This window comes from Corynebacterium sp. HMSC075F02 (assembly GCF_001838335.1).
Classification (GTDB): Bacteria; Actinomycetota; Actinomycetes; order Mycobacteriales; family Mycobacteriaceae; genus Corynebacterium; species Corynebacterium jeikeium_D.
Genome location: NZ_KV836324.1, coordinates 68,873 through 94,560, shown reverse-complemented (window position 1 = coordinate 94,560; position 25,688 = coordinate 68,873). Strand labels below are relative to the sequence as shown.

Sequence of the window (25,688 nt, the reverse complement as noted above, 5' to 3'; positions counted from 1 at the left end):
CGCTCTGCGTACCTTCAGCCGTACCGGCGGAACCGACTTCAGTCACGATTTCCCTCCTGCTTCGCCCTGGCCGCGCGAACCGCTATTGCTGCTCGGACCGGCCTGCTCCCCTGAACCACGCTGTCCCGGCGCCGCAGGGCCTGGCCACTCCGGATGAAACGAATCCATGTCGATGACGTAGTCCCCCATCGCTTGTACCACCAATGGATCGTGGGTAATCGAGATAACAGTTCGGCCGTCGTCAGCAAGCTGGCGAAGCAAAGTGAGCAGCTCGGTGAATGTCCGGCGGTCTTGGCCGAACGTCGGTTCGTCGAGAAGCACAATATCCGGCGCTGTCGCCAGCATTGTCGCCACCGACAGACGTCGCTTCTCACCGCCGGACAGCGAGAACGGATTCGCCTTGGTCAGAGCCGTTAGCCGCAGCCGCTCAAGTAATTCCTCGATGCGCTGATCAGCGTTGACACCGACAAGCTTGGGGCCAAGCTGCAACTCTTCCAGCACTGTGCCAGTGACAAATTGATGCTCGGGGTCTTGGAAGACCGTGCCAATCCGAGTAGCCAACTTCTTCGACGGCCATTTCCACGGCGCACTACCGCTGCCGGCCACTTGGACCGTGCCCGCCATCGGCTCAAGCAGGCCGCCGAGCGTCAGCGCTAACGTGGACTTCCCGCTGCCGTTGTGACCAACGATGCAGGTGGAAGCTTCTGACGGGATAGAAACTGACACATCGCGAGCAATCGGCTCAACAGTTTCGCTACCCCTGAACCACGACTTCTTCGCGCCATAGCCGATGTCCAGCTCGCGGGTTTCGATCGCGATGTCACCGCTAGGGTGCCCGTCCTGGTCGCAGGCAACTGAACGCGCGTCCGGCAGCGCGGGCGGAGCACCCGGAATCCACACCCCAGCATCCGTCAGAGCCTGCCCGTAGTCTTCCAAGACCCGATGCGGTGCACCATCGGCAATCACACCTCCGCGGCCCAGCACGATGATGCGGTCGACCACATCGACCCACGCATCCACTCGATGCTCGACCACAATCAGTGCCGCACCGGTCCTCTCCGCCGCGGTAATCGCAGCATCGCGTAGTACCGGCACACCGGCCGGGTCGATGTTGGCCGTCGGCTCGTCCAAACAAATGACCCGTGCGCCCATTGCCAGCACACCTGCCAATGCGAGGCGCTGCTTCTGCCCACCCGAAAGCCTGTGCGTGGGATGATCCAGCGGCAAATCCAGCCCCACCAAATCCAGGCTGGCGCGCACTCGGTTGCCAATCTCAGCCGGGGCAACGCCCAGGTTTTCCGCACCAAAGGCGACATCGTCGCCAACGCGAGCACTAATCGTCTGCGAGTCAGGGTCTTGCAGCACCAAGCCCACCGCGCCCCGTGCGGAAGCAGGAGTACGACCTTCAATCAGGAGCTTTCCGGTGGCTTCGCCATCGGAGTCGTCGCCAAGCACGCCAGCAATAGCGGCGAGCAGCGTCGACTTCCCCATCCCCGACGCGCCGAGCAACAGCACCTTTTCACCGCGCTCGATGTCCAGCGTGATGTCGTTCAGTACCGCAGCTTTGCGCCCCGCGTGCCGATATCCGAACCCCCGCGCGCTCACCGCAGGGACATTTCCGCTTGACGACGGCCCCCGCGTCAACGCCTCATCTGTCATCGATTTTCCTAGACGTCGTCGTGCCGCTCTCGCCCGATGGCAAAACGATCCAGCGCTCCAGTTGCCGCCAGTGCCTTAGCCAGGAAGTAAGCCAGCAGACCGGCGAGGACGGCACCCGACAGCGCCGTGGAGATCAGATAGATGACGTTGAATTCGAAAGTCTTGGCCAGGTTGCCAGTGAAAAGCTCGAAAGTCCATGCGCCGACACCTGCCATGAGACCGGAGATAACCACGGTGGCCAGGTTGTAGCTCTTATACGCCAGAATGAGGAACACCAGCTCCGCACCGAGCCCCTGCGCCAAACCTGAGTACAGGGTGGAGATACCCCACTGGTTACCGATCAGTGCTGAAACCGTCGCCGCGATTACCTCGACGAAGATAGCTGCACCCGGCTTGCGAATGATGTACGCGCCGAGCGGACCACCGAGGAACCACATACCAGCGACCAAACCGCCAAGACCAGGAGTAAGCGCGTTGACTGCTTCATAGCCCGCACCGCCGATGATGTTCCAGATAACAAAAATCAGGCCAACGGCCACGCCGATAACAGCTGCAATGATGATGTCAATATTGCGCCACGAGAAGTTAGCGCGCGCTGCACTCGCCGATTGCGTCATCCCACTTGCTCCTATTTTTCTTTAACTCGAGCGGTATTGCTCAAACATTATTGATGTATTCATTAGCGGCGTATGAAGCCTGTGTCGACACGCCCTAAGCACTAACTTTTGCCTACCCTACCGCGCCCAGCAGATGGCCTAGATAACATAAGGAACCATGACTAAAGCCGAGCGGTCATCTACAGGAGATACCCCAACTGCCCAAACCCCTCATACGCCGCCAGTCGGCGATGAGGGGACAGCCGCGAATTCCGCAGTGAAAACTGCCGAGGACCCTGGTGCTGACAACACCGCTGAGCAGGAGAGTTCTCGCCCATACTACATGCCCACATTGACGTGGGGCGAGCGACTTGACCTGTCTGCGAAGCAATGGTGGCCACTCATCGGAGTTGTTATTGCGATACAGCTTGTCGCTCGCATTCTGGTACTGACTAGCCATGGTTTTTACTGGGATGACTTCATCATTGTTGGCCATCTTTACGACACCCCACTGCTGAGCAAGGACTACCTGCTTCAGGATCACGACGGGCACCTTGCACCACTGGCCTTCTTGGTGCAAGGCCTCTATCACCTCATCGCACCGTGGAACTGGTGGCTACCGGCTATCACCATGGCCGTGATGTCGGTAGTGCTGACATACGCCACAGCTAAACTCTTTGAGCTTCTCACCGGCCGTACGCTGGTATCGCTCTTCCTCATCACGGTCGTCGCCTGGACTCCGCTGATGCTTCCGGGAGACACCTGGTGGTCGGCCGCGGCCAATTCCCAGCCGTTCCACCTGGCATTCGTGATCTTCATGATTGTCGCCATTCGCACCACTATGCGTCGTTCCTTCGGCCCCCGCCCGTGGGAAGCCGTAGGCCTGTTCGTGCTGCTGGCAGTGGCGCTGGGATTCTTTGAGAAGTCCCTGGCTATCGCACCGATCTCCATGCTGGTTGTCGTCACGTTGGCTTACATGGAGCGCAGAAATATCCTGCAGGTTCTCCGCGGCGGCCTCGTCATCTGGATCCCATCGATGCTGCTGACCGGCGCCTGGGCACTGTGGTACTACTTCGGTCCCGCCGAAACCACCGGCTTCATTTCTGACAAGCTGCAGCCCGAACTGTTCTTCAACGGCCTCGGCCAGATTTTTGCCGGCATCATCGGCGGACCAACAAGCTGGGAACGCTGGGCTCCGGGACAGCCGTTTGCCTCCGCTTCGTCTCAGCTGATTACTCTCGGTGGCATTATCCTGTTGATTCTGTCCGCCACCCTCATCGGCCGCGATTACCGTGGCTGGGCTCCGTGGACGCTATCGGTGGCGTACATGTTCACCACCTTGTTCGCCATCACCCTGTTCCGCTCGGGAGAGAACACCTCTGGCGTGCTGGCGCACACTTTGCACTACTACTCTGATGTCGCGCTCGTGATCGTAATCTGCGTCGCGATCTCCCTGGCTGGACTCCCACCGAAGGACGAGGCGCCAGCGCTGCTACCGGCTCGTACGCACATTCTGATTTGGTCGCTGGGCATCGCGCTGGCTGTCACCTCCACGATTTCCGTGGTCACTTACCGCAATGCCTGGTCTGATGACATCGCAATGGAGTGGATCGGCAACACCAAGGCGTCGCTGTCCGCGCTGCGCGAGGAAGCCGATGCCGCTGGCCCCGACAAGGCGATCGACTACAATCTCATCGACCAGCCCGTCCCCTTCGAAGTTCTCGTGCCCGTCGCCGCTCCGATGAACATGTACTCGCGGGTGTTTGATGCGGTCTCCGATCGCCCGCCGTTTGAGCGCGTCACCGGTCACCCGCGCATGTTCAATACAGACGGTTCGCTTATCGACGCCAAGGTCTCCGAGGTCACCCGTGTCACTGACGGCCCTGTCGAGCAGTGTGGCCATCGCATCACAGTTGGCGAGGACGGCACCGCGTCGGAGGACATCAAGTTGGAGAACATCATCAAGCTCGGTGACTGGGTGCTTGAGTTCCCGGCCACCGCCTCCGAGGACATGGATGTGCGCCTGTCGCTCCCCAATCCTTTCGAGACTGAAGAGCAAACCCGCGGTGGTTCCACAGTCGTGAAGATGAACAACGATCTGCGACCGCGCTATGTGTACCTCAACGGTGGCGGAAATACTCTCCATGTCGATGTGGAAAAGGCGACTCCGGGGGCAACCCTATGCATCGGCGCGGGGGCGATTGGCCCCTTGGTTCCCGCAAGCCGTTAAGAATCCTCTAAGATATTGCTTTAAGATAATGTGAGAAAAGTTTATTAGCCCCTTGCAGCTATTGTTTTTCCGACAGAGGAGCCACATCCATGCGTAACCGCATCGCCGGCGCTATCGCCGCATCCGCCATTGCCGCAGCAGCCCTGGTCGCTTGCTCTCCCCCGAATCAGGTTGACTCGGACGTGAAGGTCGGCGACCAGGCCAACCCGTCGGAGACCTTCGAGCAGAAGGCCACCACTCCGGCATCCTCCGACGAGATGACCCCTGCTGAGACCGCAGAGATGTAATCACTGCATCTGCGAAAACAGGGGTAGCCAGCAAACATAAACGCAGTCACTACCCCTTGTGCCCACTCATCGATGGGGCACGAAAGAATTACCGCCTGGACATTGTGTCCGGGCGGTTTTGGTTCTCCGGGGCAGCCTAGAGCCGCCTAGAGAGCCTAGGAAAACTCAAATTCCACGTGGTCACCATCACGGATCACCACGCTGGTTGCGCCGTTTTCCAGGTTCAGCTCGACAACGAGCGAGGGCATCTCGCCGGAAGCTCCAGCCTCACCCGAGGCCCCGGCAGCATCGTCCACGAGCGCCGCATCGGTCGCGATCACGCGGTAGCGAAGGAAACCATTGCGCAATTCATCAGTCTCCACGCGAGCGGAGTGCAGCCATGGGAAGCGGCGGCGCAACGCAACGAGCTGCTGATAGGAGCGGTAGAGAGCCTCGCCGAGCGTAGAGAGTTCCTCCGGGCTATCCGGGAACACTGGACGGACCTGGTCGTCACCGCCGATGCGTTCCTCTTTGAGACCGGTATAGCCCTGTTCGTCACCGTAGTAGACCAGTGGCACACCGGCCACGGTAAACAGCACCGCTGCCGCCAGCACGGCCTTGTCGGCCCCTACCTGTGTCGCAATGCGTGAAACATCGTGGTTTCCCACAAACGTCACCGGCACAAAAGACTCCGCGAAGGTGTCATGGCGCTTCAGAGTCCAGTCCAACTCGAAGAAGTTTTCCTCCTTCAGCGCCGACCAGGTCGCTTTCCACAGCTCGTATTCCGTCACCGAGTCCATGCCGGACACCGACACAATCTCCGCATAGTCGCCGTGGATGACCTCCCCGTAGATAAAAGCATGCGGGTGCTCAGCACGCACTCGCGGCAAAACCTTGTGCCAGAACTGTGGATCCACTGCGTAGGCCGCATCCAGGCGCCAGCCATCAATCCCCCGCGCCAGCCAGTAATTCATGACGTTCACGACAAAATCAACAGTCGCGTCACTGGTGTGATCGAATTCGACCAAACTCTCATGTCCCTCAAACACCGGCGCGGTCATGTCGCCATCTGAGTGCGTAAACGCAAAGAGCTGCGCTTCTTCAGAGTCAGGGTTTTCCTTCGCGGTCTTCAGCGCGGGCGCCTCTGACCCGATGTGGTTGAAGACACCGTCGAAAAGCACTTTGATGCCGCGCTCATGGGCAGCTTCGATGACGGCCTTCATGTCCTCTTCGGTGCCCAGGCGCGAGTCGATGCGGTAGTAGTCCTCGGTATCGTAGCCGTGGCTAGTCGACTCGAATACTGGAGCCAGCTGCAGGACGTTGAGCCCGAGCTCCTGGACGTACGGAAGCCAGTCAATCAGTTTGCGAATTCGATTGACCGGCGCGGCGCCTCGATCCTTCTCACGGATGGGCGCTCCCACAAACCCCAGTGGATAGACGTGCCATCCAATCGCCCACTTCGACCACTCAGGTGCGGCAGCGAGCGTCTTATTAGGGGCGTTGGGGGTCGTGGACATTGTCCTATGCATCCTCTCTAGGTGCCTGAGGCTGATTGGAATTATCTGATGCCGCCGCCTCAGGACTCGGTGAGGTCTCCCCCGCCGATTCGCTTGACGACGCCCGCGCCTGGCCCGCATGCGACTGTGGCGTGCCAAGGCCTGCCTTCCGCGGCCGTGGAGGCACGGAACCTGCTGCGGGCATGGTCGGAGATGTGGCAGGTCGCTCCGGCGGATGATTCTTCGACGGGTTCAGTGCGTCGAGCGCGATTTGGATTTCCGTGCGCATGCCATTGACCATGGCTCTCTCCACAATTTTAAACTTGGAATTGTGGAGAAAGAAGGGATTACCCGCTTCCGGGCCACCGGTGCCGAGGAACATGTAACAGCCCGGCGCTTCACGAGAAAAATAGGAGAAGTCATCCGAAGGAGCCCACGGATCGGCGGCGAACACCTTGGAGTTGCCAACTGCCTTCGTCGCCGCATGCCAGGCACGATTGACTGCAATGTCGGCGTTGACCACCATCGGGTACGGAATCTGCCAGTCGAAAGTCGCCTGTGCGCCGTGAGCTTGGCAGACGCCGTTGACGACGGCCTCGATACGCTGGCAGACAATCTCCCAGTCGGCCTCATCCACCGAGCGGATGGACACTTCCAGGTTGGCCGTATCCGGAATCACGTTGCCGGCCTCACCTGAATGCAGTGAGCCGACGTTGACGATATTCATGTGCTTTGGATCCACATCGCGGGAGACAATCGTGTTCAGCATGAGAGTCGCCTGGCTGGCGATGAGCACCGGGTCAATCGACAGCTGCGGGTTCGAGGAGTGTCCGCCACGGCCACGAATGGCGATGGAGACGATGCCCGACATAGTTGTCACTCGCCCGGCGCAAATCCCAACATGCCCCACCGGATGCGGCGCGACGTGGAAGGCATAGACCTCATCTAAGTCATCGGCGGCACCCTTGTCGACCAGCTCACGAGCCCCGCCCGGCAGCATTTCTTCGGCGTGCTGGAAGATGCACAGCACCTTGCCGTGCAGCTGATCGCGCATTCCGGAAAGCACCTTCGCAGTGCCCAGCAGCATCGCCGTGTGAACATCATGACCACAGGCGTGCATCACACCCGGCGTGCGCGAGGCGTACGGCAGTCCCGTTTCCTCCTGAATCGGCAGCGCATCAATATCTGCGCGGTAGCCAATCACGCGCCCGGTGCTGGGGTCGCCCGCAGTGCCCTCGATGACGCCGATTACCGATGTCGGGGTCAACCGGTACGTCGGGATATCCCATTGATTGAGCAGATCCTCAATCATGTCCGAGGTCCGGTACTCCCGGAAGCTCAGCTCCGGATTCTGGTGCAGTTGGCGACGCCATGCCACCGCCTCTTCGATGGGTACTTCAAGGCGGTGCGACGGCAGGGTGTCGTTAGCATCACTCATGGTTCATAGCATGACAGAAAATAGGCTCCACGACGAGCAGCTACGGAAATTCCCTCACCCATTTTCGCTTCACGACGGCCACAGCGCCCCGACATCTCCCCTGCTAGAGGCGACTTCAGCGCTGCCAGCGAGCTGCTAGTGTCCGGCACCCCAGAAATCCACGGTGAGTTCGGCCAACCACCATGGGTCAATCGTGCCGCACATCTCACGCGCCGAGTGCATGGAGACCATCGCAGCTCCGATATCGATGGTGTCGATACCCAGTCGCGTTGCAGTGATCGGGCCGATAGTGGAGCCGCATGGCTTGTGGTTCGCAGAGACAAAATACTGCACCGGCACTTCCTGGCCAATGCGCTTGGAGGTTTCCGCTGCGATTCGGACAACCTCCGCCTGACCGGCCGCCGTGGTGGCGTAGCGCTGGTTGGCATTGATCTTCACCACCGGGCCGGCATTGAGTTCCGGCTGGTGCCCCGGCTCGTGTTCGCCTGCATAGTTCGGGTGCACACCGTGTGCGCCGTCAGCAGAGAGACAGATGGAACCGCGGTAGAGCTGCTGAGTGCGTTCCAGGTCAGCGCCCGTGGCCGCTGCGATGCGGGACAGAACGTCGGCAAGCAGTGGCCCTGCAGCGCCCGTGGTGGAGGCGGACCCAACTTCCTCGTGATCGAAAGCGACCATGACGGGGATGGTGGTTGACGTGCTCCAGTTTTGACGGAGCAAGGTCTCGAAGGCGACCAGGGAGGAGTGGACGCTGAGCAGGTTGTCGAGTCGGCCAGAAGCCAGGAACTCATCGTGAGCACCGAAGGTGCGCGGCTGCTGAGTGTCGAAGGAAATGAGGTCCCAGGCGACGATGTCGTCGATAGACAGTCCCGCAGCATTAGCGATGATCTGGTGCACATCGGTGCCGAAGGTATCCAGTCCGATGATTGGTGCAGTGTGATTCTGCCTGTGGAGCTTCAACCCCTCTTCGTTAACCGCACGATTGAGGTGGATAGCCAACTGCGGGATACGCGCGACCGGGCCAGTGCGAGCAAGGTGCTCATGGCCGTTTTTATCAATTACCCGACCAGCGAACTCGATTTCACGGTCGGTCCAGCTTCCCAACAACGCGCCGCCATAGACCTCTACAGCGACCTGCGCATAGCCTGCGGCGGAGGTGCGCGCGTTGGGCTTCACACGAAAACCGGGCGAATCCGTGTGAGAACCCACAATACGGAAACCGGTGAAATCGGCAGCCGGCGTCTCCGGGACGACCCAAGCAACGGCAGCGCCATCGCGACGCAGGACGTAGGCACCGGGCTCGCTTGGCCACTGCTCGTGCTCGTCGACGACCGTGGCACCGGCTGCACTCAGACGGTCAACGACCTGTTGTGCCGCATGAAATGAGCTTGGCGACGCAGCCACAAAATCTATTAAATCCTCAACGTGACTGAGCGCTGCCGCCGGAACGCTGCGCGATGCCGCGTCCGAGGTATCCGCTGAATCCGGGGACTCAGGGGTGGGTGCCGAAGAAATAGCCATAACCAAACTCCTACTTCACATTTGATTCCGGATTTCATTGTATTGGAGCCCACAACTGACCGTGACCGAGCATTAAGCCGGTCCACAGTGTGATGCAGCTTTCATGTTGGGAACGGTATCCACTTAGTCACTTTTGCCCGTTTTAACTCGATATCGGGCATATTCAGACATATAGTGGCAACCGCATCAAAGAAAACCATTTGAATACAGAAACTCTCAAACCGGAATCCTGACCGGATTCCGACCACAGAAAGGGTTTATACCGTGAGCCTTGAAAACCTGTTCCCCCGTTCTTTCACTACCAAGCGCGCCTTCTTCTCTCAGCCGCTGCGCGAAGCTCTTACCCGCGACACCAGCAGTGACGCTAACGCAGTCCACTTCGGCCACCAGGTTAAGAGCGCCCGGAACGAGATTTACAGCGACATGTCTGCCCGTGACATCGTCTCTATGCTGAGCCGCTAAATCTAGCGCTTCCTCAAGTCGAATAAGACCATTGGCTCTGGCTGAGGAAATTTTAATGTCTCCGCGGCAGCTAATTCACTGCCAAAACCAGCTCCAACCTCGCCTGCATCACCATCGCCGTACCGATGTACCGCAAACGCGTGGCAGCCACCAACAACTAGCATCAATGCCAGCGTCAAGAGCATCGCAGTAATCCCCGAGTACACAAATCCGCCGGTATACGGCGTAGCAGCAATCGGGTTTGTCACAGGGAACGTCAGCAGGACCACTAGCAACGCAATACCGATATACGGCCACTGTCTGGTCAATCGGTTCCGCGCCATGGCGGCCAAACCGAACACAGGCGTGACCAGCATCAACATGTAATGGGTCCAAAGAATCGATGAGAATGTGGCTGCAATAAGCCACGCGCCCGTGATTAGGAATTCAAACCGGTAGACCGGGTTCAACCACGCAACTGCCGTGACCATCAACACCACGCCAAGCGCAATACACAGTGGAATCGTTTTCACGTGACTCGGATAATCACGAACCACTGTTACTAATAAATCAGGATTGCCCAGGTCTGTGGCTAAAGTCGACGCCAACGACTGATTCGCACCACCGACCAAGACCGACGCACCAATGTCGTCGATTCGGTCAATCCAGTCCGAAATAACCGGCATGTCAATGCGGATAAACATCCAGACCGCCAGTACCGCCGTGGTGGCCAGCGACCAGAGGGCTGCGCGCCGTCGATAAGCGAAAAAGAGCATCACGGCGATGAGCGCATACGGAGTCAATTTAATGGATGCGACAATGCCGAGGACGATGCCCGCGAGCCAAGGACGAGTGCGCGAGGCAGCAAGCCCATAGGCGACGCCCGCGACAATCAGCGGTGTCGTCTGACCAATCCAGAACGAATTGAGAGTGGTCGGCAGGGCGAATACGCATGCGGTAACCAGCGCTGCGATGCCCCAGGGCATGGTCGACCGAAACCACAGGTGGTAGGAAGCTGCGACCAGGACCACGACGGCCATTCCGGAAAGAAACAGCAACCAAGCAACCGAGGTTTCAAAGCTCATGACGTGGGATATCGCTCCCAGAGCCTTTGCAAACAAAGGGTTTTGCACAAAGGGATGCGTAAATGGCGCAGACACTTCCTGCGCCAGGCGTGGCCAGACCTCTCCGCTCATGGCGGTGAAATCGATTGGATCGGCATCATAGAGATGGGACTCAAGTCCCCTGTCCATCAGTAGCCCGCCCACCCAGAGCGACGCCCAATCGTCCGGCTGGGTGCGGCCATTCCAGGCCAGCAGCGAGGCAAGACCACCGAGCAGCGAGACCAGCATAAGAGGCCAGCTCATCACAGGCGATTGCGTCAGCGCAGGGGCCTGATTGGGTTTGCGAACCCATATTTTTCGCGAGGCCCGCGACGGAGACTCCGCAACAGCACGTTGCGACTCCGCAACCTGTGACGATGCCCCATCCTGTGACACCGGTCCTTCTGCCCGACTATGCCGTCCCACGTTCCTCCTCATCGCTGGTAAGCGCCTCTATCTAATGTAGTGATTCCACTACAGCAGTGGTTACAACCCGCAGGAACCCGCAAGGTATGACGGCTTACTTTGAACGAAGTGCCAGGTGGACAACAATTGGCGGCCATGATGACCGGAGGGACTACCGGAACTGCGAGATAGTGCCGATGGTCGTGATCAGCTGATCGCCATCACTGTTGACAACAGCGGCTATGGGCATGCGCTCCATCTCATCCGGGCCGACATCGTAGCCCTGCGAGACCTCTGCCGTAATAATCTTTCCGGTCGGGCCTTCCTCAATGCGCGGATTACGAACGACCACATGAACCAGACTGAACTTCGCGGTGATGTGAACTTCTCCGCGGTAGCTCTCCCCTTCGACATCACTGTTGTCATTGTCGCGGGTGAATGAGACGACACCGGCCTCAGGCTCTAGGGCACCGTTCTTGGCAGTGACGCCACCACCCAGTGCGCCGAATACCTTCTCCAGCGCAGATACAGAAATTACTAAATCCTCGCTGGAGGGAGCCGGGGCATTCTTGCCCGGAGCATCCGAATAATTCAACGGGATGTAGATTTCCTCGGCCTCATTAATGGAGCCGGCTGCCGGGTAAACATAAATGCCCCAGTTTTCACCAGCTGGGGTCTCTGGCGGGTCAACAACAATGCGAGCCTCAAAGCTGCCGTCATCTGTCATCGGAGTGGCTTGACGAGCGATAGAACGTCGCATGTCGACGCCCTGGTTCGGTATCGCCTCGAGAGTTCCAGCCGGCGTGACCCAGGCAATGTTGTCGTGCGGATGTTTCCGCGACGAGGACGGAGCACCTTCACTTGGCTTCCAGGAGTCTGGGAACGCACTGTAGAGAACGTAAACGCCATTGGGCACACCCGGAGGAATTGGAAGCGGGTAACCACCACGGTTGGCCGACGGATTAAAACCACTGCCGCGAACAATGAGAACATCGCCGCGATGAACTGTGGCGCCTTCAGCTGGTGTGCCGTCCTCAAAAGTGACAGAAACTTCCGGGGATTCGACATACTGCGGATCCTGCGGCTGGAAGTTCTCCGCTGGATTAATCACATTGGGAAAGTTGTCTGGCACGATTGGCTTCGCAGTTTCAGCCATTGCTGGGGACACAAACGCTGAAAGGACCATGGCGCCGGACAGCGAAACCGCAGTAACACCTCTGCGCGCACTCTGCCTCACCGGTCGACGCTTGCCTTCTCCAACGGGCGATGATTCGGAGCCGGACGAAAGGCGAGTTTCGTGAGCCCCCGCAAGATGGCGGTGGGAATGATCGAAAGTCAAGAACTTCAGACTGTGCATACAAGCAATGTACACCTGCATATTAGGCTCACCTAACGCATTTATTAAGGCGCGCCTTATCCACCCCCGTTTGAGTCTCAACGCTGGGATTGGAAGAAATGGTTGAGAGCAAAAGAAAACCGCGGCCAAGCCCAATAGAGCTCGACCGCGGCTTGCTTCAGCAGCTTTGACGCAACCAATTACTCCGCGGTAATCGGCAGGTAGACGCGACCACCCTGATCAGTGAACTCCTGGGACTTCTCAGCCATGCCGGCCTCGATAGCTTCAACGGAGTCCAGGCCGTGTTCCTTCGCGTAGTCCTGCACATCCTTGGAAATACGCATGGAGCAGAACTTCGGACCACACATGGAACAGAAATGCGCGGTCTTTGCCGGCTCTGCAGGCAGGGTCTCATCGTGGTAGTCCAGCGCAGTGTCCGGATCCAAGGCCAGCGCGAACTGGTCATGCCAACGGAACTCGAAGCGGGCCTTCGACAGCGCGTCGTCACGCTCCTGAGCACGCGGCAGCCCCTTTGCCAGGTCAGCGGCGTGCGCGGAAATCTTGTAAGTAATCACGCCGACCTTGACGTCGTCGCGGTTCGGCAGACCCAGGTGCTCCTTCGGCGTGACGTAGCAAAGCATGGCGGTGCCAGCCTGCGCAATGATTGCCGCGCCGATAGCCGACGTGATGTGGTCATAGCCCGGCGCGATGTCGGTTGCCAGCGGGCCGAGGGTGTAGAACGGAGCTTCCTCACACCACTCCTCTTCCCACTTCACGTTGTCAGCGATCTTGTGCATCGGAACGTGGCCTGGGCCTTCGATCATCACCTGGCAGCCGCGGGACTTAGCGATCCTGGTCAGCTCGCCGAGGGTCCGCAGCTCAGCCAGCTGGGCCTCATCGTTAGCGTCGGCAATGGAGCCCGGACGTAGGCCGTCACCGAGGGAGAACGTGACATCGTACTGTGCCAGAATGTCGCACAGCTCAGCGAAGCGCGTGTAGAGGAAGCTCTCCTGGTGATGCGCGAGGCACCATGCGGCCATAATCGAACCACCGCGGGAGACAATGCCGGTAACGCGGTTGGCGGCCAGTGGCACGTAGCGCAGCAGCACACCCGCGTGAACGGTCATGTAGTCCACGCCCTGTTCACACTGCTCAATAATGGTTTCGCGGTAGATTTCCCAGGTCAGCTTGGCCGGGTCACCCTTAACCTTCTCCAGCGCCTGGTAAATCGGCACCGTACCAACCGGCACCGGGGAGTTACGCAGAATCCACTCGCGGGTTTCGTGAATGTCCTTACCGGTGGACAGATCCATGATGGTGTCCGCGCCCCAACGGGTCGCCCACACCATCTTCTCCACCTCTTCGGAAATGGACGAAGTCACAGCCGAGTTACCAATGTTGGCGTTGATTTTGGTGGCAAAGCGCTTGCCAATAATCATCGGCTCAGTCTCCGGGTGCTTATGGTTAGCCGGAATCACGGCGCGCCCCGCAGCGACCTCTTCGCGAACAACTTCCGGATCCACATTTTCACGAGCGGCAATGAAAGCCATCTCCGGGGTGACAATTCCCGCACGAGCCCATGCCAGCTGCGTCTTGACCTTCGGGGCCTCCTCAGAGCCTGCAACCGCCGGCACCGCCGGAGCCTTCGGCCAAGAGTCACGAGTCTTAGCCAAACCCTCCTTCAGGTTCAGTTCCGGGTTTTCCTCGGTGTAAATACCCGAGGTGTCGTACGCATCGAAGTGAGTGCCGTCCGTCAGATTGATTCGACGGACTGGAACGCGCAGGTTCGCCTCACCGAAATCGTTGCTGAACGCAACCTCGTCGTAATGCTTGTTGCTGCGGTAAATCGGGCCAGTTGTAACCTCGCCCTCTTTCGGTGGAGCGGATACAGATACACGTGCGGCCATGAAGCAACACATCCCTTTCCTACGCTGGTATTACCCAGATTCAGGTTCGTCCGGTCGACGCTCGATCCCTAGCGTCCTCTCAGTGCCGGAATTTCGGTTGGCACTCCCGTGGTTTTGTAATGCGCCTCATAGTCTAACCAATCGTTCGGATTACTTCGGTCATTACACCCGCGCTGTCCACCAACGCTTAACGACGCCCCGGAGAACGCACCCCAAAGGTGCAGGTGGTGGCTACGCAGAGGCGTCGTTTTGCACGGCGACCGCGTTGTCCACACCCCCTAAAAGTTATCCACAGCCGGTCTATTTTTTCGGCTTCTCAGCAAGCGCAATTGCGACCGCGGTGTTATATCTTTCTCACACAAATTCTTTGGGGAGGGAAAATTGAAAAAGGCGACTACTGCCGCCCTACTGTCAGCACTTCTATGGGGAATAACGGGGACTAGTTGCGCATCGACCGAGGCATCCGGCGAGGACGTTCAACCTGTCGGCGACAATGCGACAACCATGACTACTGACTCGGGCGTGACGTTACCTGCGGGTGTGCTTCCACCCAACAATCCGCCGGAGCCCGGTGATGCTCCACTTGGTCCCGATGGGCACTACAACTACGACGCACCCGAATTCGTCCTGACCAATCCGTGTGACGACCCTGCGATTATGGGGCGTTTAGACAGGCTGGGGTTCCAGGAGCAGTCGTACATGGAGGGCCGAATCGAAGGAAATAAACAGATCGGCTGCGTTATCGAATCCGACGCTTCCGGCCTGCTGAGCATCTGGCATGCTGCGGTCGCTCATTCACAACTCGAACGCTACAGTGCCGAGCCTTTGGCTCATCACGAAGGGATTTTCAATTGGGTGACATTCACTCAAATCAATCCGCTCGGAAGCTCTGCCTGTATTGCTTCTGTCGAAACAGAGCAAGGGGCTCTCGGATTCGTTATCGATACAACCGGACAAGATAGCCCTGACCCACAGCACCGGCTGTGCGCTCCCGTAAATGAGCTGTTAATTGATTACTTGGGGGAAGAATCATGATGCATGCCGTAATTCCAACAATCGACTCTGCAATTCAGAAGTTCCATTCCACGAATTTGCTGGCAAATAATGCCATCCATATCCAGCCCAACTTGGCCGGCTACTCACAGGTTCCGTCACTCCAGCTGGTGGCGACAGAACACAGTCTCGCAATTTCCGGCAGTACGGGAAGCTCTGCCGCCGTCGGATTGTCTCTGGGCAAACAGCTCACGTGGGCGCAAACAAATCTCGCTGACTTCCGTCGCGTGATTACTGAGCACGAATCCACCATGAATCGGATCCTTCGAAGCATTAACCCGTTCAATGGTGACGGTGCTTCCATTGCCGAAGTAGCGCGAACAAGCGGTGTATTTCAGCGTCGGCCAATGTTTGAAGCTGGAAGTCTCACTTTCGCGCCAGTCACACTTTCTGCGGAACTCGGTCTTGATGCGAAGTCCCTACTATCCATGTTTTCCTCGACAAACGACGGTGCCGTAGCCGAGGCAATCGCCTACTGGAACAACTTCGCCGAAACTATGACCACGTTGGCCAGCAATCTAACCTCCATCTCATCCGGCTTGGTGTCGAGCAACAGCGGTGCTGTCTTCTCTGCTGCTGACTCAACAATGAAAGGTCTGGCCGCACGCGCAACCAGCATCGCCACCGCATCTGAGGTCATGGCCGGACACCTTGCCGTTTTGCCGTCCGTTAAGGCAATGGCCGTCAATGCACTATCTGCGATTGAGGCCGAGTCCAAGGCACTCCCAAACCCTGGCGCGCAAAAGGCTTTTGAACAGGCCGAGGTAGCAGCCTTTCTCTCTGGCCCGTATACCGCACAGCTACAGACCGCTATTCCTCGAATTCCTAACCTGGTTTCTGCCGATGCCGGAAGTGGTGTGACTGCCGAGGTTTCCGTTGGGGCCACAGTCGCCGGGCGTTCTGGAACTAGTCAGTTCGGTCTTTCGCCTGCGGGGATGACTGGAAGCATGCAGGCCGCCAGCGCACCAGTTGGCGCCACCTCAACTGTTCCGGATTCTCCAACACCACAATCCACAGCCGCGAGTGCTCCCGCTCCTTCGCAGGCTCAACCGAGCACTTCGACTTTGTCGAACCCTACTAATCCGTCTGCTACCCCTGTGCACCCCGCATCACCTAGCAGCCCAACGAGCTCCACAATCTCGCCAACTTCCCCGACCGGTACATCAGGCATGGCTCAATCGAACGCGGCGAATCCAGCCATGGTCGCTCCTTCGGGCGCGAGCGCCCCACTTCAACGCACATCACCGCAAGCATCTTCACCTTACGGAGTTCACGGCAACCGACCGGCTGGCTCCCTCGGTGCAGGACGCACTCCGGGGCTCACACCAGCGGGCAATATCCCGCCCCTGCCGTCTTCTGGAAACGCAAGCTCCCGCCCACCAGCCTCGGGAGTTCTGACTTCGAGCCCCAGTCGTATGCCAGCACCAACAGCGGGTCGCGGGATGGGAACCGGCTTGGGTGTCGGGGTAACTGGTTCTGCCTTGCCAAACACCTCGAATAGCACTGCACAGCGCGGAAGTGGATTGATGAATTCCCTAATCAGTGCGCGCAACAGTGCTACTACCGGAGCTACGGGTGCTGCTGGCGGAATCGCGGGTACCGCTGCTGGAAACCGTGGTGCAGGGACTTTCGCGGCCACCACTGCGGGCAACCGTGGCGGACTGCTCCAAAAGGACTCCGCACCGTCGGCACGCAAACTGACAAATGTGGCCACCATCAGGGATAACGATGCCGGCGCTTTCGAGCAGAACGAATACCAGAAGGAGCTTTTCGGGGATGCGCCAATCACTATCCCGGCGGTGATAGGCCACAACGTCCGAGCGTAAAGCTCCGAGCGTAAAGTCAGCGCGTCCAAGCTGATCTTTACCCGCTCGGGCGCCACGGGGGATCGAACGGCGTCCGTGAATTCGTACCTCAACAACGCCTTCAACTTAGACACTTTTTCACCGGCCCTTTGGTCGGGATTGGCGTACTTTTGTTGAAGTTCTAGGCCTAAATCGTCGCTCTCCAAAAGTTGTAACTAAACCGAACGTTCGTTACAGTTACTGGAATGACAAGTACCGACCACACCGCTTACACGGGGGCTAATCCGCCCACTCCAGTCACCCACAGGTGGGCCTTCCTCGCTATCATCAGCGCCGGCCTACTACTCATCGGCATAGATAACTCGGTGCTCTACACTGCCCTGCCAGTTCTGCGCGAGCAGCTCCACACAACCGAGCTGGAGGGCCTGTGGATCATCAACGCCTACCCACTGGTGATCTCCGCACTCCTCCTCGGCACAGGCACTCTGGGCGACCGCATCGGTCACCGCAAGATGTTTCTTGTGGGCCTGACAATCTTTGGCTTCTCTTCCCTGACCGCGGCCTTTGCGCCGCACGCCTGGGCCCTGGTCATCGCTCGAGGCTGCCTGGGACTGGGCGCCGCGACCATGATGCCGGCCACTCTCGCACTGCTACGTGAGACCTTCCACCACCCTCGTGAACTTGCCACGGCTATTGGCATTTGGTCAGCCACAGCAACACTGGGTGCCGCTGCTGGCCCCGTCGTCGGCGGTTTCCTGTTGGAGCACTTTTGGTGGGGCTCAATCTTCCTTATCAACATCCCTGTCGTAGTTTTCGCAATCATTGGCACGCTGATTTTCGCTCCACCAAATCAGCCCAACCCAGCCAAACACTGGGACTTCCTCACCAGCCTCTACGCGATGCTGGCCATGCTGGGCCTGGTTTCACTCATCAAGGAACTCGCCGGCCATCGCTCCTCCACCGTCATCGTCGCAGCTATCGCCTGTGGGCTAGTGGGCGCGGCACTGTTTCAGCGTCGTCAGGCACGTCTTACCGAACCCCTCATCGACTTTTCGGTCTTCCGTTCGCCGATGTTTTCCGGTGGCGTGCTGGCAGCAGCGCTTGCCATGTTTGTCCTGGCAGGCGCCGAATTGATGACGACGCAGCGCTTCCAGATTTCCGTCGGATACACACCACTCGACGCGGGCTTGCTAGTTGCCACCGCGGCACTGGCATCCTTGCCAGTTGGTGTCATCGGCGGCATGGTGCTCCATCGAGTGGGTTTCCGCACACTCATCACCGGCGGCTTCCTCCTCAACGCCGTCGGACTGGCAGGCATGTACTACGGCGTTTCCTCGGGCAATTTCTCGCTCATGATCGCGGGATTGATACTGCTCGGCGCGGGCGCAGGTTCTGTGATGTCGGTGTCGTCGACTGCGATAATCGGCTCAGCGCCGAGGTCAAAGGCAGGTATGGCGGCGGCGATGGAATCCGTGTCCTACGAATTCGGCACACTGATTACCGTCGCAATCACAGGCAGTCTCCTGCCTATGTTCTACACCCTGTTTACGCCTGTCGACGCCAGCATCTCACTCACCGATGCACTTCACACGCCAGCGCTTAACGACGGCGCCCGCGCCGGCCTCGACAGTTCCTACCTGGCCATTTTGATTATCCTGGCTGTCGTTGCTGTCATTGCAGCGATTGCGACTGCGGTGACATTCCGCGGCAACCCGAAGGAGACTGAATATGCGCACGAGTAAGCGCACTGCCATCCTCGACACAATCGTTGAGATTATCGAGACAAGCGGTTTTTCCGAGGTCACCTACGAAAATGTCGCAACTCAATGCGGAATGAGTAAATCAGGGTTGATTTACCACTTCCCCTCCCGTGAAGACATGATCCGCAGCGTCCATGAGCACATGGCGCAGTTATGGGAGGAGGAGCTTATCGAAGCCGCAGGAGGACCTGCGGAGGAGGTATCCCCCGCCAACCGCCTACGCGCAAACCTCCAAGTCTCACTGGATACGGCAACGAGGGCCGAGCTACTCATGTCCATCGACTCCGCCGCCGAGCCGGAGCTGCGCGAGATTTGGACGCGCCTTTTGCGCCGGTGGAATCCGCCGGCGGAGAAGATTGCCACCGATGAGGAGGCCTGCATGGCCTACGTTGTCCAAATGATTTCCGATGGCCTCTGGGCTAACGACTACCTCAACGGCAATCAGCTCACGAAAGCGCAGCGCAAGGCAATCGCCGAAGCCGCGGCAAAGCTAATTCCAGAGTCGATGGAGTAGCCAGCTCTAGACGCCCTTGCGCTGAACGTCCTTGAGCTCGGAGTCAGTGGCCAGGCCGTAGTTAGCACCCGCATAGACGGCCTTTGCTCGACTCGTTCCGGCGAGCACATACTCGCTAAAGGACAGCACCATCGAGCCGAGCACATTCTTGGACGGATCATCCAGGTAGGTGCCGTGGTAGGAACCGGTGACTACCGCTTCCCAGGCAGGCCCTGCAGCATCGCGGTAACCACGTCGATCTGCATCAAAAGGAACGATGTCCTCGTGTTCCGCAATGGCAACTAGGCTCGGAATCTCCGGCGGGGTGGAGATTAACCCAGCGTCGGAAGGCCCTGGGTTGATGGCAACCAGACCGCGGGTGACCATATCGATACCCGCAGCCTGGAAGGCCTTATCCATCCTGTTGTTCAGGAAGATTGCGGAGCCACCACCTGCAGAGTGCCCGACCAGCATCGTGCGGGAGAAATCGATCTTGCCTGCAAGTGGCGTGGACTCGTCCTCATTGGCCGCTGCGGCCACGGAGGCTGCCAGCACCATCTGCGGCGCGAACCAGTTAGTGAAGTTGTAGCCAAGAGCCACGACATATCCGTGGCTTGCATAGAGTCGCGCTTGCGCGTCGTACATACCTGGCTCAGTACCAATGCCAGGGCTCAGAACCATCAGCGGCGCGGACTCCATGGAGTCGATATCCGCCGGGTAAATGAGCTGCGCGCCAACTGGGGAGGCGTTAGCCGATTCCGGCAACACGTCATAGCAGCCGGTGGTGCCGTGGAGACCGTGGAGGTCCCGCAGTACGCGGTTGTAGATGGTGTAGACGACACCATCACATGGCATTGCTTCACGGGTTGCGGCAACTGGGTGGGAGCCCATCGCTCCGAACTCCTTGCGCAGGTACCCCGCCTCTGGGGCGAACGGCTCGGTGATATAGCCACTTTCACCACCGGAGATGGCGCGGTTCACGCCACCCATAACATCCACCAGACCACCGCCAATTTTGTCCACGGTTTCCGAGTTCTGGTAGTCAACAGTGCTTTCACGTGCAGTGATGTCCGGCAGCTGGCCAATGCGCGGTGCCGCCTGCGCTGGCGCCTGTCCGCCGAGAACCACACCAGCTGCGAGCGAGAGAGCAACCACCTTCGAGAACGTGCGCGCCCGCCCTTGACGGGATGCCGACACGGGCTTTCCGTCCGTCTTTAGTGAACCAATCATCGTTTTCCTTAACTCTTGCCAAGAACCTAGGAATACGAATTTACCTAATACGTAAATACATACGTAAAGACAGAAATAGCCTCCCCCATCTTTCACCCCTCAAACAATCATTCAGAGCGCTGAAAATGTTCACTCTCGCCCAAAATTAACACCATCACCCCCATTTCCTACCCCCTTTCCAAGAGTCCGTAGATTCAGAAAACCCACCTCACCACCGTTACCCACATATTTTTATTACCTTTTTCCACAAACGCCTCCGCTGCCTCCCCACCAGCGCATACCTTATTGACACCAAGGAGAAAGTGGCCACGCCCACACTCACTGTTAACCGACAACCGAGTGCGCATGGCCCTTAATAAAACCCCCGAACAGAAAAGAACTCCCACAATGAGAATCGGCATCCCTTTAGAACCCGATCCCCAGCAAACAATTGTGGCTGCGACCCCGGAGACCGTCGGCAAACTCGTCAAGCTTGGCTACGAGGTCGCCGTGCAGGCTGACGCCGGCCTGGCTGCTAAGTTCACCGACGCGGACTACGAATCCGCCGGTGCCACCATTGTCGACGAGTCTGTCTGGCACAGCGATATCGTCGTAACGCTCGACACTCCGCCGGAGCAGTTCCGTGCACTGCTTAACGACGGTGCCATGCTGATCAGCCGACTTGCGCCAGGCCGAAACGAAGAACTGGTCGAAGAGCTCGCGCAACGCAACATCACCGCCCTTGCTATGGATGCAGTTCCCCGCATTTCCAGGGCACAGTCGATGGACGTACTGTCGTCGATGGCCAACATCGGCGGCTACCGCGCAGTAGTCGAAGCGGCTTCTGCATATGGTCGCCTTTTCACTGGTCAGGTGACTGCCGCAGGAAAGATGCCACCAGCTACCGTTTACGTCATCGGCGCTGGTGTCGGCGGACTTGCGGCGATCGGTACGGCCAACTCTATGGGCGCGGTTGTTAAGGCAACAGACCTGCGCCCTGAAGCCGGTGAACAGGTCGAATCGATGGGTGCAGAGTTCATCCCGATTCCGGCCGCCACCGAGAAGTCCGAAGATGGCTACGCCAAGGAAATGACCAATGATCAGGCTGCCGCTGCCGCGAAGCTCTACTCCGAGCAGTCCGCGCAGGCTGACATTGTCATTACCACCGCGAATATCCCTGGCCGTCGCTCTCCACTGCTGCTGACTGCTGCCGATGTTGCAGCTATGAAGCCAGGCAGCGTCATCGTCGACATGGCTGCCGCCGGTGGCGGCAACTGCGAGATGACCGTTCCAGGCAAGACCATTGTCACTGACAACGGTGTGACCGTCATCGGTTACACCGACCTTGCAGGACGTCTGCCCGCGCAGGCATCGTCGCTGTACGGCCAGAACATTTTCAACCTGTTCAAGCTGATCACGCCGGAAAAGGATGGCTCTCCAGTTCTCAATCTCGAGGACGAGATTATCCGTGGCATCACGGTGACAAAGGCTCGCTCACAAAATGGCGCCGGCGCTACCGGAGCTGAGATTCTCTGGCCACCACCGCCAATCAAGGTCGCTGTCACCCCTGCTGCCCCACTGCAGGAGCAGCAGGCTCACCAGGCCGCATTAGAAGAGAATGCGCCGGAGAAGGTTTCCTTCATGGGATCGGGCCTGGGCTCGAAGATTGCTTTGGGTCTGACGGCACTGCTGGCAATTGTGGTTATGCTCAGCGCACCGCACAGCGTGAGCGCCAACTTCATGGTTCTCACCTTGGCTATCGTGCTTGGCTTCTACGTGATCTCCGCGGTCACGCCGCGCCTACACACACCGCTGATGTCTGAGACCAACGCGATTTCCGGCATTGTTCTGGTGGGTGCGATTCTCCAGGTGGGAAGCTCCAACCTGCTGGTTTCCGGTCTCGCGTTCGCGGCCATCGTGGTTAGCTCCATCAATATCTTCGGCGGTTTCGCCGTCACCGACCGCATGCTTGGCATGTTTGTGAAAGAGGAGGCATAAAGTCTAATGGCTAGCATTGATACTGCTTCGCTTCTGGACTGGACCTACCGCCTGTCCAACGTCGGCTACATTGTCGCCGCTGTCCTGTTCCTCGCTGCCCTCTCGGGCCTGTCCAAGCCGGAGACCGCTCGCCGCGGAAACGCCTTCGGTATTGCCGGCATGGCCGTCGCCGTTGTCATTGCCATCTTTCAGGCACTCGTCACCGCAGACACCAAGCCGGATACTCACTTCTCGCCGCTGATTACCCTGATTCTCATCGTTGTCGCTATCGGCATCGGTGGTGTCATCAGTATCAGTCGCGCACGCCGCGTTGCCATGACTGGCATGCCGCAGCTGATTGCACTGTTCAATGGTCTGGTCGGACTCGGCGCTATCTTCATCGGCTTCAACTCCTACATCTTCGCCGAAGATGTAGCCCCCGATGCCCTGAAGTTCCACTTCGGTGAGGTCTACATTGGCGTCTTCATCGGCGCTGTGACCTTCACTGGCTCCATCGTCGCAGGCCTGAAGCTGTCTGAGAAGATCAAGGGCTCGCCGCTTCTGCTGCCGGGCCGCAACGCTCTGAACATTGCCATTCTGGTGGTCACTCTGGTTCTCCTGGCTGTCTTCATCGCAACCGGCACCGAGGGCGGCGCCATCGCATGGGCATGCATGGTTGCAGTGACTGCTTTGGGCCTGTTCTTGGGCTGGCACCTGGTCATCGCCATCGGTGGCGGCGACATGCCGGTTGTCGTGTCCATCATGAACTCGTACTCCGGCTGGGCCGCCGCTTTCACCGGTCTCATGCTTGGCAACCCGCTGCTCATCATCACTGGTGCGCTGGTTGGTTCCTCCGGCGCCTACCTGTCGTACATCATGTGTGAGGCCATGAACCGCTCCTTTGCCAACGTTATTCTGGGTGGCTTTGGCTCCGAGGCTTCGTCGGGAAGCGCCGTGGAAGGCTCCCACACCGAGGTCAGCCACGAGGACACCTCCGAGATTCTGCGTGACGCAGACAAGATCCTCATCGCTCCGGGCTACGGTATGGCTGTGGCACAGGCTCAGTACGCTGTTGCTGACCTAGTCCGTAACCTGCGTGAGGCCGGCAAGGAAGTGGTCTTCGGTATCCACCCAGTCGCTGGCCGCCTGCCGGGTCACATGAACGTGCTGCTGGCTGAGGCCAAGGTTCCCTACGACATCGTGCTGGAGCTGGACGAGGTCAACGATGACTTCGCTGATGTGGATGTCACCCTGGTCATCGGTGCAAATGACACCGTCAACCCGATGGCAGAGCAGCCGGGCTCCCCGATTGCGGGTATGCCGGTGCTGAAGGTGTGGGAATCTGAGCGCGTGATTGTTCTCAAGCGTTCGATGGGTTCGGGTTACTCGGGCGTGCAGAACCCGTTGTTCTTCAACGAAAACACCGACATGCTTATCGGCGATGCGAAGGCCAGCGTCGACTCTCTGAACCGCATCCTGGCGAGTTCGAAGGTCAACGCTTAAAACTTCAGGCAAGCAACGCCGTACAAATCGGAGCCTAGGCGATTAATTCCTAGGCTTCGCCACGGGCTGCATCACGAACCATCGTGATGTGCTCAATGCCGGCTTCTATGAAGGTCTCCCCGATCTCATGGAAGCCGGCTTTTGCGTACACAGCCTTCGCCTGCGTCTGGGCATGCAGAATCAGCCCCGTATCTGGGTGGTCAGCGATGACCTGCTGCAGCAGTTTCGAGGACAACCCCCTACCCCGGCTCGCAGCATCGACGACAACTCGGCCGATGGTGCGCGGGTAGCTCGTCGAGAACTCATCGAGCGTGTCAATTACACGCAAGTACGCAATAATCTTGCGGGAGTCATTGTCGTCGCGGATGAAATAGTGCTCTGCGGTATCTTCCAGGTCGCGCCAATCCATTTCCGGCTCTGTACAGGACTGCTCAAGATAGAACACATCGGTGCGCAGTGCCGAGATGGCATAAACATCCGTCGCGCTGAGTTGAGAAAAGGAGGCGTGTTCAATCATGGTGGCTGATTTTACTGCGAAGAACGGTGTGACGCTCATAGCTGGCAAACGTAGTGGCGCACCATCGCGCAGAATGAAGCCGCAGACCTATACCGCCCGCACCCGGCGGAATTGTACCTTCGCGCCGGGCACCAATTGCCCGGCCCTCGACAATGACGGCTCCGTCAACACACCAATGACCGGATATCCACCCGTCGCCGGATGATCAGGACCGAAAATAATCGGCTGCCCCGATGCGGGCACTTGTATCGCACCGGGGACCATTCCCTCGCTTGCCAACTCATGGGTGACCTGGCGCTCAAGAGTAGTCCCATTCAGCCGAAGTCCGACGCGGTTGGCCTCTTGCGTCACGGTCCATGTCTCGTGAAAGAAATCACTGACGCTTTCCCGCGTAAACCAGTCCGCCCGAGGGCCAGGAACAACATCTAAGCGCGCAGCCTCGCTCGACCAATGAGGCGCGGGATAAATTGCGATTGACGACCCCGTCGAATACTCCGGGTCGCCGACCTGCAAGACCTGACCGGCCTGCAAAGGCGCTGGGCCGAGCTTGCCGAGCGTATCGTATGACCGCGAGCCCAGCACTTCCGCGACATCGATGCCCCCTCGAATCGCGACGTACCCGCGAAGACCTGCATCGAAGGTACCAAGCCGCACAATTGCCTTCGCCCCGACCACAATTCGACTATTCATCGAGGTCTTGATGACCTTGCCATCCTGCTCGACAGTCACCTCACCGTGGGCTCCTGCGAAGGATATGATTGCTCCCTCCGCTACTTGGAACTCCAACCCGCCGACGACGCACTCAAGCACCGCCAGGCTTTCTTCGTTGACAACCATCCGGTTAGCAGCTGCCGCGGACTCGTGGTCGAACGCACCGGAAGTACTCACGCCCAGGCTGCCTTGCCCTGCACGGCCCAAATCCTGAATCGTCGTCAATATGCCGGGTCGAATAATCTCGATAGAATTCTTCATCTCT

At 58.6% G+C, this 25,688-nt stretch carries 20 protein-coding genes and 1 riboswitch; of the genes, 9 read left to right on the top strand and 11 right to left on the bottom strand.

Annotated features, from left to right (window positions below; translation table 11 throughout):
- Positions 1–42 precede the first annotated feature (42 nt).
- Positions 43–1,659 (bottom strand): ABC transporter ATP-binding protein, encoded by a 1,617-nt coding sequence (locus HMPREF2920_RS09740; RefSeq protein WP_070549487.1) that lies wholly within the window; start codon positions 1,657–1,659, stop codon positions 43–45.
- Positions 1,660–1,667: 8 nt separating this feature from the next.
- A complete protein-coding gene (locus HMPREF2920_RS09735) occupies positions 1,668–2,276 on the bottom strand; it encodes an ECF transporter S component (RefSeq protein ID WP_049189346.1) in 609 nt (202 codons plus the stop codon).
- A 157-nt stretch (positions 2,277–2,433) separates the two neighbouring features.
- Between HMPREF2920_RS09735 and HMPREF2920_RS09730 the strand changes: the two genes are divergently transcribed.
- Together HMPREF2920_RS09730 and HMPREF2920_RS09725 are read left to right on the top strand one after the other, a co-directional pair.
- A complete protein-coding gene (locus HMPREF2920_RS09730; RefSeq protein WP_070549486.1) occupies positions 2,434–4,485 on the top strand; it encodes a DUF2339 domain-containing protein in 2,052 nt (683 codons plus the stop codon).
- Positions 4,486–4,574: 89 nt separating this feature from the next.
- Entirely contained in the window at positions 4,575–4,772 is a 198-nt protein-coding gene (locus HMPREF2920_RS09725) for a hypothetical protein (RefSeq protein ID WP_049172707.1), read from the top strand.
- Positions 4,773–4,927: 155 nt separating this feature from the next.
- Here HMPREF2920_RS09725 and HMPREF2920_RS09720 read toward each other — a convergent pair whose 3' ends face one another.
- From HMPREF2920_RS09720 to HMPREF2920_RS09710, 3 genes are all read right to left on the bottom strand, one after another.
- The gene (locus tag HMPREF2920_RS09720) at positions 4,928–6,268 is read right to left on the bottom strand and encodes an alpha-amylase family protein (RefSeq protein ID WP_070549484.1); all 1,341 of its coding nucleotides are present in this window, start codon (positions 6,266–6,268) and stop codon (positions 4,928–4,930) included.
- Between the two features lie 4 nt (positions 6,269–6,272).
- Entirely contained in the window at positions 6,273–7,685 is a 1,413-nt protein-coding gene (locus tag HMPREF2920_RS09715) for a M20 metallopeptidase family protein (RefSeq protein WP_070601664.1), read from the bottom strand.
- 135 nt (positions 7,686–7,820) lie between these two features.
- On the bottom strand, positions 7,821–9,203 hold the full coding sequence (locus HMPREF2920_RS09710) for a M18 family aminopeptidase (protein ID WP_049172704.1): 1,383 nt from the start codon (positions 9,201–9,203) through the stop codon (positions 7,821–7,823).
- Between the two features lie 264 nt (positions 9,204–9,467).
- Between HMPREF2920_RS09710 and HMPREF2920_RS09705 the strand changes: the two genes are divergently transcribed.
- The gene (locus HMPREF2920_RS09705) at positions 9,468–9,665 is read left to right on the top strand and encodes a hypothetical protein (protein ID WP_048732933.1); all 198 of its coding nucleotides are present in this window, start codon (positions 9,468–9,470) and stop codon (positions 9,663–9,665) included.
- A gap of 2 nt (positions 9,666–9,667) precedes the next feature.
- Here the strand turns inward: HMPREF2920_RS09705 and HMPREF2920_RS09700 are convergent, their stop codons facing one another.
- The 3 genes from HMPREF2920_RS09700 to thiC all read right to left on the bottom strand — a co-directional run bounded on the left by HMPREF2920_RS09700 (position 9,668) and on the right by thiC (position 14,395).
- The gene (locus tag HMPREF2920_RS09700; RefSeq protein ID WP_224784043.1) at positions 9,668–11,011 is read right to left on the bottom strand and encodes a glycosyltransferase family 87 protein; all 1,344 of its coding nucleotides are present in this window, start codon (positions 11,009–11,011) and stop codon (positions 9,668–9,670) included.
- A 313-nt stretch (positions 11,012–11,324) separates the two neighbouring features.
- Entirely contained in the window at positions 11,325–12,308 is a 984-nt protein-coding gene (locus tag HMPREF2920_RS09695) for an HtaA protein (protein ID WP_246816346.1), read from the bottom strand.
- A 380-nt stretch (positions 12,309–12,688) separates the two neighbouring features.
- Entirely contained in the window at positions 12,689–14,395 is a 1,707-nt protein-coding gene (gene thiC, locus HMPREF2920_RS09690) for a phosphomethylpyrimidine synthase ThiC (protein WP_070601662.1), read from the bottom strand.
- Positions 14,394–14,515: riboswitch (TPP riboswitch) on the bottom strand. It overlaps the preceding gene by 2 nt.
- A 384-nt stretch (positions 14,516–14,899) precedes the next feature.
- On the opposite strand from thiC, the gene HMPREF2920_RS09685 reads away from it, so the two are divergent.
- From HMPREF2920_RS09685 to HMPREF2920_RS09670, 4 genes are all read left to right on the top strand, one after another.
- On the top strand, positions 14,900–15,430 hold the full coding sequence (locus tag HMPREF2920_RS09685; RefSeq protein WP_246816344.1) for a hypothetical protein: 531 nt from the start codon (positions 14,900–14,902) through the stop codon (positions 15,428–15,430).
- On the top strand, positions 15,427–17,274 hold the full coding sequence (locus tag HMPREF2920_RS09680; protein ID WP_070601658.1) for a hypothetical protein: 1,848 nt from the start codon (positions 15,427–15,429) through the stop codon (positions 17,272–17,274). The genes HMPREF2920_RS09685 and HMPREF2920_RS09680 overlap by 4 nt, the downstream gene beginning before the upstream one ends.
- Positions 17,275–17,498: 224 nt before the next feature.
- On the top strand, positions 17,499–18,995 hold the full coding sequence (locus tag HMPREF2920_RS09675) for an MFS transporter (RefSeq protein WP_070601656.1): 1,497 nt from the start codon (positions 17,499–17,501) through the stop codon (positions 18,993–18,995).
- Positions 18,982–19,527: a TetR/AcrR family transcriptional regulator gene (locus HMPREF2920_RS09670; RefSeq protein WP_049172688.1), complete on the top strand. Its 546-nt coding sequence runs from the start codon at positions 18,982–18,984 to the stop codon at positions 19,525–19,527. Before HMPREF2920_RS09675 ends, HMPREF2920_RS09670 begins: the two co-directional genes overlap by 14 nt.
- Positions 19,528–19,533: 6 nt before the next feature.
- Here the strand turns inward: HMPREF2920_RS09670 and HMPREF2920_RS09665 are convergent, their stop codons facing one another.
- A complete protein-coding gene (locus HMPREF2920_RS09665; RefSeq protein WP_070429463.1) occupies positions 19,534–20,736 on the bottom strand; it encodes an alpha/beta hydrolase in 1,203 nt (400 codons plus the stop codon).
- A gap of 387 nt (positions 20,737–21,123) precedes the next feature.
- On the opposite strand from HMPREF2920_RS09665, the gene HMPREF2920_RS10750 reads away from it, so the two are divergent.
- Together HMPREF2920_RS10750 and HMPREF2920_RS10745 are read left to right on the top strand one after the other, a co-directional pair.
- On the top strand, positions 21,124–22,713 hold the full coding sequence (locus HMPREF2920_RS10750) for a Re/Si-specific NAD(P)(+) transhydrogenase subunit alpha (RefSeq protein ID WP_070429464.1): 1,590 nt from the start codon (positions 21,124–21,126) through the stop codon (positions 22,711–22,713).
- 6 nt (positions 22,714–22,719) lie between these two features.
- Positions 22,720–24,195, top strand: a complete 1,476-nt coding sequence (locus HMPREF2920_RS10745; RefSeq protein WP_070601655.1) for an NAD(P)(+) transhydrogenase (Re/Si-specific) subunit beta — start codon at positions 22,720–22,722, stop codon at positions 24,193–24,195.
- A 49-nt stretch (positions 24,196–24,244) separates the two neighbouring features.
- Here the strand turns inward: HMPREF2920_RS10745 and HMPREF2920_RS09650 are convergent, their stop codons facing one another.
- Positions 24,245–24,712, bottom strand: coding sequence for a GNAT family N-acetyltransferase (locus HMPREF2920_RS09650; RefSeq protein ID WP_049193633.1), 468 nt, complete (start codon positions 24,710–24,712; stop codon positions 24,245–24,247).
- Positions 24,713–24,799: 87 nt separating this feature from the next.
- Entirely contained in the window at positions 24,800–25,684 is an 885-nt protein-coding gene (locus HMPREF2920_RS09645) for a 5-oxoprolinase subunit C family protein (protein ID WP_049172680.1), read from the bottom strand.
- Positions 25,685–25,688: the final 4 nt, after the last annotated feature.